Genomic DNA, 13980 nt, shown 5'->3' on the forward strand with positions numbered 1-13980 from the left:
AACGGACGCTGTCACTCGCAGGGGGTGGGCAGCCTGGGGGCTCCAGGGGTGGGGATTACCCCACCATGATCTTCCTGGCAGCCTCCTGGTGCACGGGTGACCCGGCACCCCACCATGATCGGTATGGGAACGGGACTGGTACTGGCGGCGCTGCGCGCGCATCGCCCGGCATTCGTGGGCACGGCGGTGGCCGCGCTCTTCGCGGCGACGGTGGTCAGCGCGTCGACGATGATGCTCGGCTCGACCGGCGCAGACGGGCTCTCCGCACGGGCACGCAGGCAGATCAGCGAGAACGGCGTGGGCGACATGGCCGTCGTCCTGCTCATCGGATCGATCTACATGTCGATATTCGTGGTCGTGTCGACGATGGGCACGGCCGTCGCACAGCAGCACCGCGAGCTCGCCCTGGTGCGTTCCATCGGCGCCAAACCCCGCCAGGTCCGCCGCGCGGTGGCCGGCCAGGCCCTCGCCGCGTCGATCCCCGCGGCGCTCGTCGGCTTCGTCCTCGGCGGTCTCGTCGCGCGCTGGTGGCACGCGGGCATGGTGTCGCACGGACTGCTCCCCACCGAGGCGGCCTTCCGCTTCGGCTGGGTCGCCCTGCCGGTGTGCGTCGGCGTGGCCGTGGTGACGACGACGCTCGCCGCGCTCCTGTCGGCACTGCGGTTCTCGCTGCTTCGCCCGGCCCGCGCTCTGAGCGAGGCGGCGACCGGGCGGCGGGGGCTCGGCATCCTCCGGGCGCCGCTCGGCCTGGCAGCGGTCGCGGGGGCCTGCGCCGTCTCCGTACTCCTGTCGAAGCAGCCCGCGGACGAGGCGAGTGAGGGCGCCTTCCTCGTCCTGATCCTCTTCTGCGTCGGCGCGGGGCTGCTCGGCCCGCGGATCATCGGGCCCGCGGCCTGGCTCGTCTCCGCGCTGGTGGGCCGGTTCGGCGGCAGCGCGCGCCTCGCGATGCTGAACGTCCGCTCGCAGCCCCGCCGCTTCTCCGCCGCGGTCGTGCCGCTCGTCCTGGTCGTGGGCTTCGGCCTGACCAAGATCGGCATGCACACCACGGCGCAGCACCACACGGGTTCGGCGGGCAGCACGGGCGAGGTCTGGCTCGACTACGTGGGCACGGGGCTCTACGCCGGCTTCGCCGCGATCGCCGCGGCGAACACCCTCGCCATGATCTCCTTCGAGCGCCGCCGCGACATCGCCCTGCTGCGAGTGGTCGGCAGCCGGCGCGCCCAGGTGTGGGCGATGGCCGCCTGGGAAGCGGTGGTCGTCGCCGGGACGGCACTGCTCCTCGGCACCGCGATAGCGCTCGGCACGCTGGCCCCGATCCTCAGCACGGCCTTCGGCTCGACACTCCCCCACCTGCCGTGGGCGGTACCGACGGGGATCGCGACGGGCACCTTGCTGCTTACGCTGCTGGCTACCGGCCTGCCGGTACATGCGGTCATGCGGAAGCGGGCCATCTCAGTGGTCGGCTCCACATGACCGCGGCGAGGCTGCGCCCCGAAGGGGCGCGAGGAACTGCGCGACCAGCCCCCACCGGGCCCGCAGTGATGACCGCACCCCCAGCGGAGCGCTAGTGCGGTGCCCCCCGCCACCCCGACACCGGCAACGCGAACTTCGCCACGAGGCGGTCGGTGAACGACGCGTGGTGCAGCCGCGCGAGCCGCACCGGCACCTCACCCCTGCGCACCTCGACCCGGGCCCCCGGCGGCAGTTCGACGGTCCTGCGGCCGTCGCACCACAGCACCCCGTGCGACGTGTGCTGCTGGACCTCGACGGCGAGCACCGAGTCCGGCGAGGTCACCAGGGGCTTGGCGAACAGGGCGTGGGCGCTGATCGGCACCATCAGGAGCGCCTCCACCTCCGGCCACACGACGGGTCCGCCCGCGGAGAAGGCGTACGCGGTGGAGCCGGTCGGCGTCGCGCACACGATGCCGTCGCAGCCGAAGCCGGTGACCGGACGGCCGTCGATCTCCAGGACGACCTCGAGCATCAGCTCGGCCGACATCTTCTGCACGGCGGCTTCGTTGAGCGCCCAGTCGCGGTGCACGACATCGCCGTTGCTGCGCACGACGACATCGATGGTCATCCGCTCCTCGACCTCGTAGGACTTCGTCACCACCCGGTCGACGACCTTGTCGAGGTCGTCGCGCTCGGCCTCGGCGAGGAAGCCGACGCGTCCGAGGTTCACGCCGAGCATCGGCACCCCGGACGCGCGGGCGAACTCCGCGCCGCGCAGCAGCGTGCCGTCGCCGCCGAGCACGACGAGCAGTTCACAGCCGTCGAGGCACTGGGGGGTGGCCTCCTTCACGGTGCCGACCTCGGTCGGCAGCGGCAGATCGGCCGCCTCCGCCTCCAGGACCCGTACCCCGATGCCGCTGCGCAGCAGCCCCTGGACTACGAGTTCGGCACTGCGGATGGCGGCAGGCCGTCCGGTGTGCGCGAGCAGGAAAACGGTACGAGCTCGGGTCTGGGTCTCTCGGGTCTGAGTCAACGGGGCCCCTCCGCCACGGCACGGTCAACGTCCGCCGGGTCGAGTTCGGGCGCCCCGGCACGCAGCCACAGAAAGTACTCGACATTTCCGGAAGGTCCGGGCAGCGGGCTCGCGGTCACGCCGACCACGCCGAGCCCGAGCCCCCACGCCTGGCGCGCCACTCCGCGTACGGCATCGGCCCGCAGCTCCGCGCTGCGCACCACACCGCCGCTGCCGAGGCGTTCCTTGCCGACCTCGAACTGCGGCTTGACCATCAGGACCAGGTCGGCGTCGGGGGCCGCGCACCGCGCGAGGGCAGGCAGCACAAGGCCGAGCGGGATGAAGGAGAGATCCCCGACGACCAGGTCGACGGGGGTGCCGTCGATGGCCTCCAGCGTCAACTCCCGTACGTTCGTACGGTCCTTGACGGTGACCCGGTCGTCGCTCTGCAGCGACCAGGCGAGCTGACCGTAGCCGACGTCCACCGCGACGACGCCCGAAGCGCCCGCGCGCAGCAGCACATCGGTGAAGCCGCCGGTGGACGCGCCCGCGTCGAGCGCGCGCCGCCCCTCGACGACCAGGCCCTGCGGCACGAACGCGGCGAACGCGCCCGCAAGCTTGTGACCACCGCGCGAGACGTAGTCGGGGTCACCCTCGTCGTTGGTGACCACGATGGCCGCGGCGGTCTCCACCTGCGTCGCGGACTTCGTCGCGGGGTTCTTGCCGACGGTCACACGGCCGGCGGCGATCAGCTGGCTGGCGTGCTCGCGCGAGCGCGCCAGCTTGCGCCGGACGAGCTCGGCGTCGAGGCGGCGGCGTGCCACTCCTGCCACGTTCTGTTCAGCTCCTGTTGTACGAGGTCGAGTGCTGGGGCGTGTACGGGGACGAGTGCTGGGGCGAAGCCGCGGGCGTCCCCAGGGGTGAGGGCGCCGGCGGCCCGGGGCGTGCGTCGAGCGCGGTCAGCGCGTCACGCAGGCCCCGGTGTACATCCTCGTACACCTCGATGTGGCCGTCCGTGGCGAGGTGGTCCGCGTCGCCGAGACGCCGCAGCAGACCGTCCACCCCGGCGTCACCGGTCGGCACACGCTCCACCCCGAGGGGCGCGGGGCCGACGGGGTCGTACGTCTCCGGCTCAGGCTCGGGGCCCGGCAACGAGTCGTTCATGCCACGACGCTACCGCGAAGCGCTGCGGTACCGTCGATCACGATGGCGACGATCGAAGAGTGCCGTGCGGCACTGGACAAACTCTCGGGCAGTCTCGCGGGCGCCGATGGCGGCGTGCGCAGTGCCGCCGCGCTCAACCGCTCGCTGAGCTGCCGCATCACCGACCTCGACGTGACCTTCACGGGCCGTCTCGGGAACGGCCGGATCACGGTGCTCGACACGCATCCCGGCGCCCCTCGTGAGAAGGCGGAGATCCGCCTCACCATGTCCGGCGACGATCTGGTGGCCCTGGTCGACGGCGAGCTGAACTTCGCGAAGGCCTGGGCCTCCGGCCGGGTCAAGCTGGAGGCGGGCCTGCGCGACATGCTCCGCCTCAGGTCGCTGCTTTAGCCCCCGCGCCCGCCGCATCGACAGTCTTCGTCCGCCCCCGCCGTGCCGCGGGCACCACGAGCGGCGTCCCGGTCTCCGGGTCGTCGATGATCTGGCAGTCCATCCCGAAGGTGTCCCGCACCAGCTCCGTCGTGACGACGTCGGCCGGCGCGCCCTCCGCGACGACCGCGCCGTCGCGCAGGGCGATGAGGTGGGTGGCGTAGCGAGCCGCGTGGTTGAGGTCGTGCAGGACGGCGACGAGCGTGCGGCCCTGCTCCTCGTGGAGGTCGGCGCACAGGTCGAGCACGTCGATCTGGTGCTGGATGTCGAGGAACGTCGTCGGCTCGTCCAGGAGCAGGAGCGGGGTCTGCTGGGCGAGCGCCATCGCGATCCACACGCGCTGACGCTGGCCGCCCGAGAGCTCGTCGACGTAGCGATCGGCCAGTTCGGCGACACCGGTCGAGGCCATGGACTCGCCCACGATCCGCTCGTCCTCCGCCGACCACTGGCGCAGGAGCCCCTGGTGGGGGTAGCGGCCGCGCGCCACGAGGTCGCCCACGGTGATCCCGTCGGGTGCGATGGACGACTGCGGGAGCAGGCCGAGCGTCCGCGCGACCTTCTTCGCGGGCATCGACTGGATGACGTTCCCGTCGAGCAGGACTCGGCCCGCGGAGGGCTTGAGCATCCGCGACAGAGCACGCAGCAGGGTGGACTTGCCGCAGGCGTTCGGGCCGACGATCACCGTGAAGGAGTTGTCGGGGATCTCGACGGACAACTTCTCCGCGATGACGCGCTGGTCGTAGCCAAGGGTCACGTCGTCCGCGATGAGCCGGTTCACTGCGGCACGCTCCTGCCTGTCGGTGCTCTCAGAGGTTTTCGTGTTCATGGCCGTACGCGTCTTCATATCCGCCCCGCCTTGCGCTCGATGACGAGGAGCCACAGCAGGTAGATGCCGCCGAGCACGCCCGTGACCACGCCGACGGGCAGCTGGTCGGCGCCGAAGGCCCGCTGCGATGCCCAGTCCGCGACGATCAGCAGGGTGGCGCCCATGAACATCGCCGGCATCAGGTTGGGCCCCGGCGAGCGGGTGAGCCGCCTCGCCAGCTGCGGCGCGGTGAGCGCGACGAAGCTGACGGGGCCCGCAGCGGCGGTGGCGGCGGCGGTGAGCAGCACGGCCGAGGCCATCAGGACGATGCGGGTGCGCTCGACGGGCACGCCGAGCGCGTACCCGACGTCGTCACCCATCTCCAACATTCGCAGCGGACGCGCGTACGTCATGACGAGGGGTACGAGGATGGCGCACAGGACGAGCAGCGGCCAGACCTGGTCCCAGTCACGCCCGTTGAGGGAGCCGGTCATCCAGACGACGGCGCGGGCGGCGTCGACGAGGTCCGCCTTGGTGAGCAGATAGCCGTTGATCGCGGTGACGAAGGCGGAGACGCCGATGCCGACCAGGACGAACCGGAAGCCGTGCACGCCCCGCTTCCAGGCGAGCACGTAGATCGCGAAGCCGGTCACCAGACCGCCCACGAGCGCACCCCCGGCAACCTGCACCGCGGTCCCCTGGAAGAGGACGATCATGATGAGCGCGCCCGCGGTGGCCCCCTGCCCGAGGCCGAGGATGTCCGGACTGCCCAGCGGATTGCGGGAGATGGACTGGAAGATCGCGCCGCCGAGCCCGAGCGCGGCCCCCACAAGGAGGCCGACCAGGACCCGCGGCAGGCGCAGGTCGTTGATGATGAACTCCTGCCCGGCGTCTCCGTTGCCGAGCAGGGTGCGGATGACGTCGGCGGCGGGGATGGGGAAGTCGCCGGTGCCGATCAGGACGACGCTCGCGACGAGCGCGGCCAGGATGAGCACGGCGACGACCACGGCCGTGCGGACGTCGAGGCGGAAGCTGAGCCCGCCCCGGGTGCGTATCGCCTTCACAGCTGAGCCAGCCTCCGCCGTCGTACGAGAAAGATGAAGACCGGGGCGCCGATCAACGCGGTGATGATGCCGACCTGCAACTCCGCGGGCCGCGCGACGATACGCCCGATGACGTCGGCGCCGAGCAGGAGCACCGGCGAGAGGATCGCCGCGTAGGGCAGGATCCAGCGCATGTCGGGCCCGGTGAAGGAGCGCACGACGTGCGGCACCATCAGGCCGACGAACATGATCGGCCCGCAGGCCGCGGTCGCCGCCCCGCAGAGCAGCGTCGCGGCGGCCATGGACAGGGCGCGGGTGCGGTTCAGATGGGCGCCGAGCGCGCGGGCGGTGTCGTCGCCCATGGCCATGGCGTTGAGCGGCCGGGCGAGGCCGAGTGCGAGCACGATGCCGATGACGAGGAAGGGCAGGACCTGAAGGATGGTCTCGTTCTTGGCGGATGCCAGGGAGCCGACCGTCCAGAAGCGCATCTTGTTGAGCGCGGCGTTGTCCGTGATCATCACGGCCTGCAGATAGCCGTAGAGCGCGGCGCTCAGCGCGGTACCGGCGAGCGCGAGCCGCACGGGCGTCGCGTTGCGGGTCCCGCCAAGGGCGTAGACGGCGGCTCCGACCACGGCCGCTCCGGCGAAGGCGAACCACACGTAGCCGCTCAGCGAGGTGACACCGAAGAAGCTGATGGCGGTGACGACGGCGGCCGACGCGCCGAGGTTGATGCCGAGCAGTCCCGGATCGGCCAGCGGGTTGCGTGTCAGTGCCTGAAGGACGGCGCCCGCGAGGCCGAGGGCCACGCCGACGAGCACGCCGAGCAGCGTCCGCGAGAGCCGCTCTCCGACGACGACATCGCCGTACGTCCCGGTGTCCTGGAACAGGCCGTGCCAGACCTGGTCCATGGACAGCTGTTTGGCACCGACCGCGATGCTCGCCACGACGACGAGCAGCAGCACGCAGACCGAGACGAGGAGCCCGGCGCTGCGTATCGCGCGGCGGTTGGGTGGCGCGGGGGCGGTCTCCGCGCTTGCTTCGGGGGGACTGTCGACCAACACCAGGTTAGGTTAGCCTACCCTCGCACTGGACTTCGACGAGAGAAGCACCACCTATGCGCGCCCGCCGCCCGATAACTCCCGCTCCGCCCCGCCGTGACGCGCTTGTCACCCGCGGCATGTCCCGCCGCGGCCTGCTCGCCTCCGGCGGAGCCCTCGGCATCGGCGCCCTGCTCAGCGGCTGCGGAAGCGAGGAGAAGTCCGGGAAGAGCGCGGGCTCCAAAGCCTGGACCTTCAAGGACGACCGTGGCAAGACCGCCGAGGTCAACCACACCCCGAAGAATATCGTCGCCTACATCAGCACGGCGGCGGCCCTGCACGACTACGGCGTCACCTGCACCGGAGTCTTCGGCCCCTCCAAGCCGGTGGACGGCAAGCCCAACCCCCAGGCGGGCGACCTCGACGTCAGCAAACTGACGAGCCTCGGCGAGTCGTTCAACCAGTTCAACATCGAGAAGTACGCGGGTCTCGACCCCGACCTCCTGATCAGCAACATGTTCCCGCCGCCCGCCCTCTGGTTCGTGCCCGCGGACAGCACCAAGAAGATCGAGGCGCTCGCGCCCACGGTCGGTATCAAGGGAGCCCGCGTCTCGCTGCTCGAACCGCTCAAGCGCTACACCGAGCTCGCCGAGGCGCTCGGCGGGGACCTCGACTCGGAGAAGGTGCGCGCCGCGAAGGCCCGTTTCGACAAGGCCGAGCGCCGACTGCGCGAGGCGGCGAAGGGCAACCGCGGCCTGAAGGTCCTGGCGATGACCGGCGACGCCGACCAGTTCTACGTCGCCGTACCGGACTCCTACTGCGACCTGAACTACTTCAAGGACCGCGGTGTCGAGTTCGTCGAGGGCAAGAAGAGCGACGAATGGGGCTTCTGGGAGTTCCTCAGCTGGGAGAACGCCGACAAATACCACGCGGATCTCATCATGATGGACAACCGGTCGACGGCGCTGCCGGCCAAGGAGCTGGCGAAGAAACCCACCTGGGAGCTGCTTCCCGCCGTCAAGGCCGGCCAGACGGTGCCCTGGTCGATGGAGGAGCGCTACAGCTACGCCGGTTTCGCCCCCGTGCTCGAACGACTCGCCGCCGCCATCGAGAAGTCCAAGAGGCTCACCTGATGACTGAATCGCCGTACCACTTCTTCGACTGCCACGTGCTGCGCGCCGAGTACGTCACGCCCTCCATGATCCGCGTGGCCCTCGGCGGCGACGGCCTGTCCCAGATGGCCTCGGCCGGCCGCGACCAGCGCATCAAGATCTTCCTTCCGCACCCGGGCCAGGACGCCCCCGTCATGCCGGACACGGCCGAAGGCGACGCGTCCAGCTGGTACGCGGACTGGTGCGCCCTCGACCCCGATGTCCGGGGCATCATGCGCACTTACACCACGCGTGAACTGCGCCGCGACCCCGACGAGTTGATCGTCGACTTCGCGGTGCACGGCGCGGCTCCCTCGCCCCACGACGGCCCGGCCACCAGTTGGGCACGGTCCGCGGGCCCCGGCGCGCGGATCGGCGTACTCGCCCCGATCGAGGAGGAGAACGGCGCCTACGACTTCCGGCCGCCGCAGGACACCGACTGGGTGCTCCTGACCGCCGACGAGTCGGCGCTCCCCGCGGTGGCGGCCATCCTGGAGACGCTCCCGCCGGGGACGCCGACCCGCGTGTGGATCGAGGTCCACGACCCGGCGGACCAGCAGGAGCTGCCCACGAAGGCGGACGCCGAGATCACCTGGCTGACGGAGGAGGGCGCGACTCCGTCGGCTATCCGCGCCGCCGAGCTGCCCTCCGGCACTCCGTACGCCTGGGTCACGGGCGAGTCCGCGACGGTCAAGACGGTCCGCCGCCACTTGGTCGGCGACCGCGGGTTCGACCGCAAGCGGATCTCGTTCTCCGGTTACTGGCGCAAGGGCACCACCACGGACGAACTGATAGACCGCAACGAAACGGCCTGACTCCGGCCACTCCGCTGCCCGAGGCCCCGGCCCACGCAGCGGCCGGGGGTTCGGCGCGAGAGGAGCCAACCCCCGGGCCGGCTCACCCCGAAGCCCCATCCCGAGCCACACCAGCCCGGGGCTGCACCCGGAAGCGCATCGCTTCAGAGCGACGACTCGGCCAGGTCAATCCGGAGCGCAACTCACAGCGCCGCCCCGCCACCAGCCGCCGGCGCCGGGACTACAACCCCAGCCGCCTCAACGCCTTCTCCCCGTCCAGCGCGCACTTCCCCTCCCCCGCCTCCGTCCATGCCGCAGCGCACAGCGCCCGCAGTCCGTCCATGGCGTCGCCCTCGCCGTCCAGCGCCAGCTCGTGCCCCCGGGCCGCCGCCGTCCAGCCGCCGCAGGCGAAGCCGCCCTCCGCCGAGGTCACTTCGGGCTGGCCGGTCAGCATGCCACGCAGGTCCGCGTCCACGTACGTGGGCCGGTGCTCGGGCGGGGCCGCGAGCAGCTGGGCGCCGTCCGTGACCCCGGTCAGGACGAGCAGCGAGTCCACCTCGCCGTTGAACGCGCCCTCGATGTCCGTGTCGAGCCGGTCCCCCACGACCAACGGCCGTTCGGCGCCCGTGCGCAGAATCGTCTCGCGGTGCATCGGAGGCAGCGGCTTGCCCGCCACCTGCGGCTCAGCGCCCGTCGCGATGCGTACGACCTCGACCGCTGCGCCATTGCCCGGCGCGATCCCCCGCGCACTGGGAATCGTCAGGTCAGTGTTGGACGCGAACCACGGCACGCCCCGCGCGATCGCGTAACAGGCCTCGGCGAACCTGCCCCACGCCATCTCGGGCCCGCCATACCCCTGCACCACCGCCACAGGACTGTCGTCCGCCGACTCCACCGGCTCGAGCCCACGCTCCCGCAGCGCGACCCGCAGCCCTTCCCCGCCGACGACCAACACCCGCGCGCCCGCGGGGACTTGCTCGCTCACCAGCCGCGCCGCCGCCTGCGCGGACGTGATGACGTCCGCGGCCCCGGTCGGAATGCCGAGCTCCGTCAGATGCTGGGCCACCGCGTCCGGCGTACGCAGCGCGTTGTTCGTCACGTACGCGAGATGCATGCCGCCGGAGGCGGCCTTACCGAGCGACTCGACGGCGTGGGCGATCGCTTGGCCGCCCGCGTACACCACCCCGTCCAGGTCGAGCAGCGCCGTGTCATACGCCTCGCTCAGCACATCCCGGCTGCCTTCGGGCCGCGTCCTGACGGTCTGGCTCATTACGCATCGCTCCTCGATCGATCCCACTCCCCCGATCATCGCTCATGCCACTGACACACATACGATGCAGCAATGAACACAGCGGGTCATACCGACGACCGAGGCCTCGACCTGATCCCGTTCCGAGGCGTTCGCTACGTCCCCGAACGGATCGGCAGCCTTGCCGCCGTGACGTCCCCGCCGTACGACGTGGTCGTACGGCCCGACGGCCTGCTCCACCTGGAGTCGGCCGACCCGCACAACATCGTCCGGCTGATCCTCCCGCAGGCCACCACACCGGCGGCCCGCAACCAGCAGGCGGCCGAGACCCTGCACGCCTGGCTCTCCCAGGGCATTCTCGCCCCCGATCCGGAGCCCGGTCTCTACGTCTACGAGCAGCGCGACGCAGGCATCCTGCAGCGCGGCATCATCGGCGCACTGCGCCTCTCCGAGGCGAAGGACGGCATCGTCCTGCCCCATGAGGGCGTCATGTCCCACGTGGTGGAGGACCGCGCGGCCCTGATGCGCGCGACGAGCGCCAACCTCGAACCCCTGCTCCTGACGTACCGCTCCACCGGCGACCCCACGGGCGCGACAGCCGTCATCGAACGCACCGTGACGACCGAGCCCCTCCTGTCGACGACCACGGAGGACGGCTTCAGCCACCGCCTGTGGGCCGTCACCGACCCCGCCGACCTCACCGAGATCCAGTCGGATCTCTCCCACCGGCAGGCCCTGATCGCGGACGGACACCATCGCTGGGCGACCTATCTCCGGCTGCGCTCGGAGCACCCGTCGGCCGGCCCCTGGGACCATGGCCTCGTCCTCCTGGTGGACACCGCCCGCTACCCGCTCCGGGTCCGCTCCATCCACCGCTACCTCCACCGGCTCCCGGTCTCCGACGCCCTGACCGCCGTCAAGGACTCCTTCCGCGTACGCACCGTCGAGGGTCCCCTGCCCCGCGCCCTGGAAGCCCTTGCCGATGCGGCGGCCGAAGGCAACGCCTTCCTCCTCGCGGGCGACGGAGCCTTCCACCTCATAGACCTCCCCTCCCCCGACCTCCTGGCCCGTACGATCCCGGCGAACCCCCCTGAGGCCTGGCGCACCCTGGACGCGACGGTCCTGCACTCCACGCTCCTCGATCACATCTGGCAGATCCCGGACGCTCCGGAGCACATCGCGTACATCCACGACACCGAGGCGACCGTCGAGAAGGCGGAACGGGACGGCGGGACAGCCGTCCTGATGCACCCGGTCCGCGAAGAGGTCGTACGCGACCTGGCCCGCCAAGGCGTCACGATGCCCCGCAAGTCCACGTCCTTCGGCCCCAAGCCGGCCTCGGGTCTGGTCCTGCGGAGCCTCGACTTCTGAAGCACGCGGACAGGTGAATCACGCGCACATGTGAGTTACGCACACATACGACAACGGGCGGGGCCCCTGATGGGATCCCGCCCGTTGTCGTACTACCAGGTCAGAGTCAGTGCTCAGGCCTTGCGGTCCTCATCACCGTCGTCGTCCAGCTCGAAGTCGTCCTCGTCGTAGTACTCTTCCACGCCCTCGTCCTCCTCGTCCTGGCCCTCCTGGACCGGGGCGACGAAGACGACGTCGGGCTCCGAGACCGGCGCCGCCTCTGCGACCGGCGCCTGCGACTCCCCCTCCATCACGTCGACGAACTCGACACCGTCAAGCTCGGCGAGACGGTCCGAGGCGTCCGTGCTGCCGTCCTTGTCGGACTCGATGACCTTCGCGAACCACTCGCGCGACTCGTCCTCACGCCCCGCCGCGAGCAGCGCGTCGGCGTAGGCGTACCGCAGCCGCGCGGTCCACGGCTGGACGGAGTTCGACGCGAGCTCGGGGCCCTGCAGGGTGACGATGGCGGCATCGATCTGCCCCAGGTCACGCCGCGCACCGGCGGCGACGAGACGCATCTCGACCTGCCCCGGCTTGTCCAGCTTCTGCACCTCGGGCGCACCGGCCATGTCCAGCGCCTTCTCGGGCCGGCCCATGCCGCGCTCGCAGTCCGCCATGACGGGCCAGAGCTCGACACTGCCGGTCATCCGCTTGGCTGCCCTGAACTCCCCGAGCGCCTCGCTGTACTTCTGGGTCGCGTACGCGGCGAAGCCCGCCGCCTCGCGCACGGCGGCGACGCGCGAGGCGAGCCGCAGAGCGATCCGCGAGTACTCGTAGGCCTGCTCGGGGTCCTCGTCGAGGAGGTTGGCGACCATCACCAGGTTCCTGGCGACGTCCTCGGCAAGCCCCTTGGGAAGGCTCTGCAGCTCCTGCTGCACGTCCTTGTCGATCTCGTGGCCCGTTACGTCATCGGGGATCGGCAGCCGCTTGATCGGCTCGCGGTCGCGGTCCCGGTCGTCACGCCCGCGGTACCCACCGCGGTCACCGTCACGCCGGTCGTCGCGCCCACGGAAACCGCCGGGCCGACCGCCTCGGTCATCACGCCGGGGCCCACGGTCATCACGCCCGCGGAAGCCGCCACCGCCACCGCCGCGGTTGTCATCGCGACGGAACCCGCCACGATCGCCACCGCCACGGTTGTCGTCACGCCGGAACCCACCCCGGTCGCCACCGCGGTCGTCACGCCGGTCGTCCCGACGGTCATCCCGGCGGAAGCCACCGCGATCGCCACCGCCACGGTTGTCGTCACGACGGTCATCGCGCTGGAAGGCAGGACGGTCACCACCACGGGGGCGGTCATCACGGCGGTCATCCCGGCGATCGTCACGACGGAAGCCGCCACGGTCACCACCGCGGTCGTCACGCCGGTCATCCCGACGGAACCCTCCGCGGTCACCACCACGGTCATCGCGACGATCGTCGCGGCGGAAGCCACCGCGATCGCCGCCGCCACGGTTGTCGTCACGCCGGAACCCACCCCGGTCACCGCCGCGGTCGTCACGCCGGTCATCCCGGCGGTCATCACGGCGGTCGTCGCGACGGAACGGAGGACGGTCGCCGCCGCGGTCGTCGCGGCGCGGAGCGCCGGAGGTCGAACGGTCATCACGGCGGAACGCGGGACGGTCACCGTCACGGCGGTCGTCGCGGCGCGGGCCACCGGAGGTCGAGCGGTCGTCACGGCGGAACGGAGGACGCCCACCGCCACTGCGGTCATCGCGCCCGCGGAAACCGCCGCCGCCACCGCCGCGGTTGTCATCGCGACGGAAGCCGCCACGGTCACCGCCCCGGTCGTCACGCCGGTCATCCCGGCGGTCGTCACGACGGTCGTCACGGCGGAAGGGGAGTCGGTCGCCGCCGCCACCCCGGTTGTCGTCTCGGCGCGGAGCGCCGGAGGTCGAACGGTCATCACGGCGGAACCCACCACGGTCACCACCGCGGTCATCCCGCCGGAAACCGCCGCGCTCGCCACCGCGGTCGTCGCGGCGAGGCGCACCCCGGTCGCGGTCGTCGCGACGCGGCCCACCGGAGGTGGAGCGGTCGTCACGGCGGAACGGGGGACGCCCACCGCCGCTGCGGTCGTCGCGGCGGGGCGCGCCGCCACGGTATCCGCCCCGGTCGCCACCGTCCCGGCCGCGCTGGCCGCGCTCCGGTCGCTCGTCGGGAGAGTTGGTGGACATCGGTGACTCCTAGTCTTCGGTACCGCAGTCATTCTCGCGCAGCCGGGTAGCCGGCGCGCTTCGACAAAACAAAAAGGACCCATGGTCCCAGCGTGTGTGCTGGGACCATGGGTCCTCCAAAGATTGTTCGGCGGCGTCCTACTCTCCCACAGGGTCCCCCCTGCAGTACCATCGGCGCTATGAGGCTTAGCTTCCGGGTTCGGAATGTAACCGGGCGTTTCCCTCATGCTATGACCACCGAAACCCTATGAAATATC

The 13980-nt window shown here is 71.2% G+C and carries 13 protein-coding genes, 1 rRNA gene and 1 pseudogene; 5 read left to right on the forward strand and 10 right to left on the reverse strand.

Annotation, left to right across the window (positions count from 1 at the left end; all coding sequences use genetic code 11):
* The first annotated feature begins 123 nt into the window (after positions 1–123).
* On the forward strand, positions 124–1473 hold the full coding sequence (locus ABXJ52_RS07950) for an FtsX-like permease family protein (RefSeq protein ID WP_367040437.1): 1350 nt from the start codon (positions 124–126) through the stop codon (positions 1471–1473).
* A gap of 91 nt (positions 1474–1564) precedes the next feature.
* Here ABXJ52_RS07950 and ABXJ52_RS07955 read toward each other — a convergent pair whose 3' ends face one another.
* Genes ABXJ52_RS07955 through ABXJ52_RS07965 form a run of 3 tightly spaced genes read right to left on the reverse strand, consistent with a single transcriptional unit; the run spans position 1565 to position 3628 of the window.
* The gene (locus ABXJ52_RS07955) at positions 1565–2485 is read right to left on the reverse strand and encodes an NAD kinase (protein ID WP_367040439.1); all 921 of its coding nucleotides are present in this window, start codon (positions 2483–2485) and stop codon (positions 1565–1567) included.
* A complete protein-coding gene (locus ABXJ52_RS07960) occupies positions 2482–3297 on the reverse strand; it encodes a TlyA family RNA methyltransferase (RefSeq protein ID WP_367040441.1) in 816 nt (271 codons plus the stop codon). Before ABXJ52_RS07960 ends, ABXJ52_RS07955 begins: the two co-directional genes overlap by 4 nt.
* Before the next feature lie 7 nt (positions 3298–3304).
* Positions 3305–3628, reverse strand: a complete 324-nt coding sequence (locus ABXJ52_RS07965) for a hypothetical protein (protein WP_367040442.1) — start codon at positions 3626–3628, stop codon at positions 3305–3307.
* Positions 3629–3670: 42 nt separating this feature from the next.
* Here ABXJ52_RS07965 and ABXJ52_RS07970 point away from each other — a divergent pair, with 42 nt between their 5' ends.
* Positions 3671–4018: an SCP2 sterol-binding domain-containing protein gene (locus tag ABXJ52_RS07970; protein ID WP_367040443.1), complete on the forward strand. Its 348-nt coding sequence runs from the start codon at positions 3671–3673 to the stop codon at positions 4016–4018.
* On the opposite strand, the gene ABXJ52_RS07975 is transcribed toward ABXJ52_RS07970, so the two are convergent.
* From ABXJ52_RS07975 to ABXJ52_RS07985, 3 genes are read right to left on the reverse strand one after another with little or no spacing between them, the layout of a single operon-like run.
* Complete coding sequence (locus ABXJ52_RS07975) at positions 4002–4883, reverse strand: ABC transporter ATP-binding protein (protein ID WP_367048894.1); 882 nt, start codon at positions 4881–4883, stop codon at positions 4002–4004. The two genes, ABXJ52_RS07970 and ABXJ52_RS07975, sit on opposite strands and share 17 nt — an antisense overlap.
* 14 nt (positions 4884–4897) lie before the next feature.
* Positions 4898–5926, reverse strand: a complete 1029-nt coding sequence (locus ABXJ52_RS07980) for an iron chelate uptake ABC transporter family permease subunit (protein ID WP_367040445.1) — start codon at positions 5924–5926, stop codon at positions 4898–4900.
* The gene (locus ABXJ52_RS07985) at positions 5923–6966 is read right to left on the reverse strand and encodes an iron chelate uptake ABC transporter family permease subunit (RefSeq protein WP_367040447.1); all 1044 of its coding nucleotides are present in this window, start codon (positions 6964–6966) and stop codon (positions 5923–5925) included. Before ABXJ52_RS07985 ends, ABXJ52_RS07980 begins: the two co-directional genes overlap by 4 nt.
* A 116-nt stretch (positions 6967–7082) precedes the next feature.
* On the opposite strand from ABXJ52_RS07985, the gene ABXJ52_RS07990 reads away from it, so the two are divergent.
* Together ABXJ52_RS07990 and ABXJ52_RS07995 are read left to right on the forward strand one after the other, a co-directional pair.
* Positions 7083–8075, forward strand: coding sequence for an ABC transporter substrate-binding protein (locus ABXJ52_RS07990; RefSeq protein ID WP_367048896.1), 993 nt, complete (start codon positions 7083–7085; stop codon positions 8073–8075).
* Entirely contained in the window at positions 8075–8908 is an 834-nt protein-coding gene (locus ABXJ52_RS07995; RefSeq protein ID WP_367040448.1) for a siderophore-interacting protein, read from the forward strand. The genes ABXJ52_RS07990 and ABXJ52_RS07995 overlap by 1 nt, the downstream gene beginning before the upstream one ends.
* Before the next feature lie 220 nt (positions 8909–9128).
* Here ABXJ52_RS07995 and ABXJ52_RS08000 read toward each other — a convergent pair whose 3' ends face one another.
* On the reverse strand, positions 9129–10157 hold the full coding sequence (locus ABXJ52_RS08000) for an HAD hydrolase-like protein (protein ID WP_367040449.1): 1029 nt from the start codon (positions 10155–10157) through the stop codon (positions 9129–9131).
* Positions 10158–10229: 72 nt separating this feature from the next.
* Between ABXJ52_RS08000 and ABXJ52_RS08005 the strand changes: the two genes are divergently transcribed.
* The gene (locus tag ABXJ52_RS08005) at positions 10230–11507 is read left to right on the forward strand and encodes a DUF1015 domain-containing protein (protein WP_367040451.1); all 1278 of its coding nucleotides are present in this window, start codon (positions 10230–10232) and stop codon (positions 11505–11507) included.
* Positions 11508–11620: 113 nt separating this feature from the next.
* On the opposite strand, the gene ABXJ52_RS08010 is transcribed toward ABXJ52_RS08005, so the two are convergent.
* The 3 genes and pseudogenes from ABXJ52_RS08010 to rrf all read right to left on the reverse strand — a co-directional run bounded on the left by ABXJ52_RS08010 (position 11621) and on the right by rrf (position 13965).
* Positions 11621–12469 carry a hypothetical protein gene (locus tag ABXJ52_RS08010; protein ID WP_367048898.1) on the reverse strand — a complete coding sequence of 283 codons (849 nt, stop codon included), beginning with the start codon at positions 12467–12469 and terminating at the stop codon, positions 11621–11623.
* 405 nt (positions 12470–12874) lie between these two features.
* A pseudogene (locus ABXJ52_RS08015) lies at positions 12875–13597 on the reverse strand (hypothetical protein); the annotation flags it as partial.
* Positions 13598–13848: 251 nt separating this feature from the next.
* Positions 13849–13965 (reverse strand): 5S ribosomal RNA (rrf, locus tag ABXJ52_RS08020).
* Positions 13966–13980 lie beyond the last annotated feature (15 nt).

The organism is Streptomyces sp. Je 1-332 (assembly GCF_040730185.1).
In the GTDB taxonomy this organism is placed as follows: domain Bacteria; phylum Actinomycetota; class Actinomycetes; order Streptomycetales; family Streptomycetaceae; genus Streptomyces.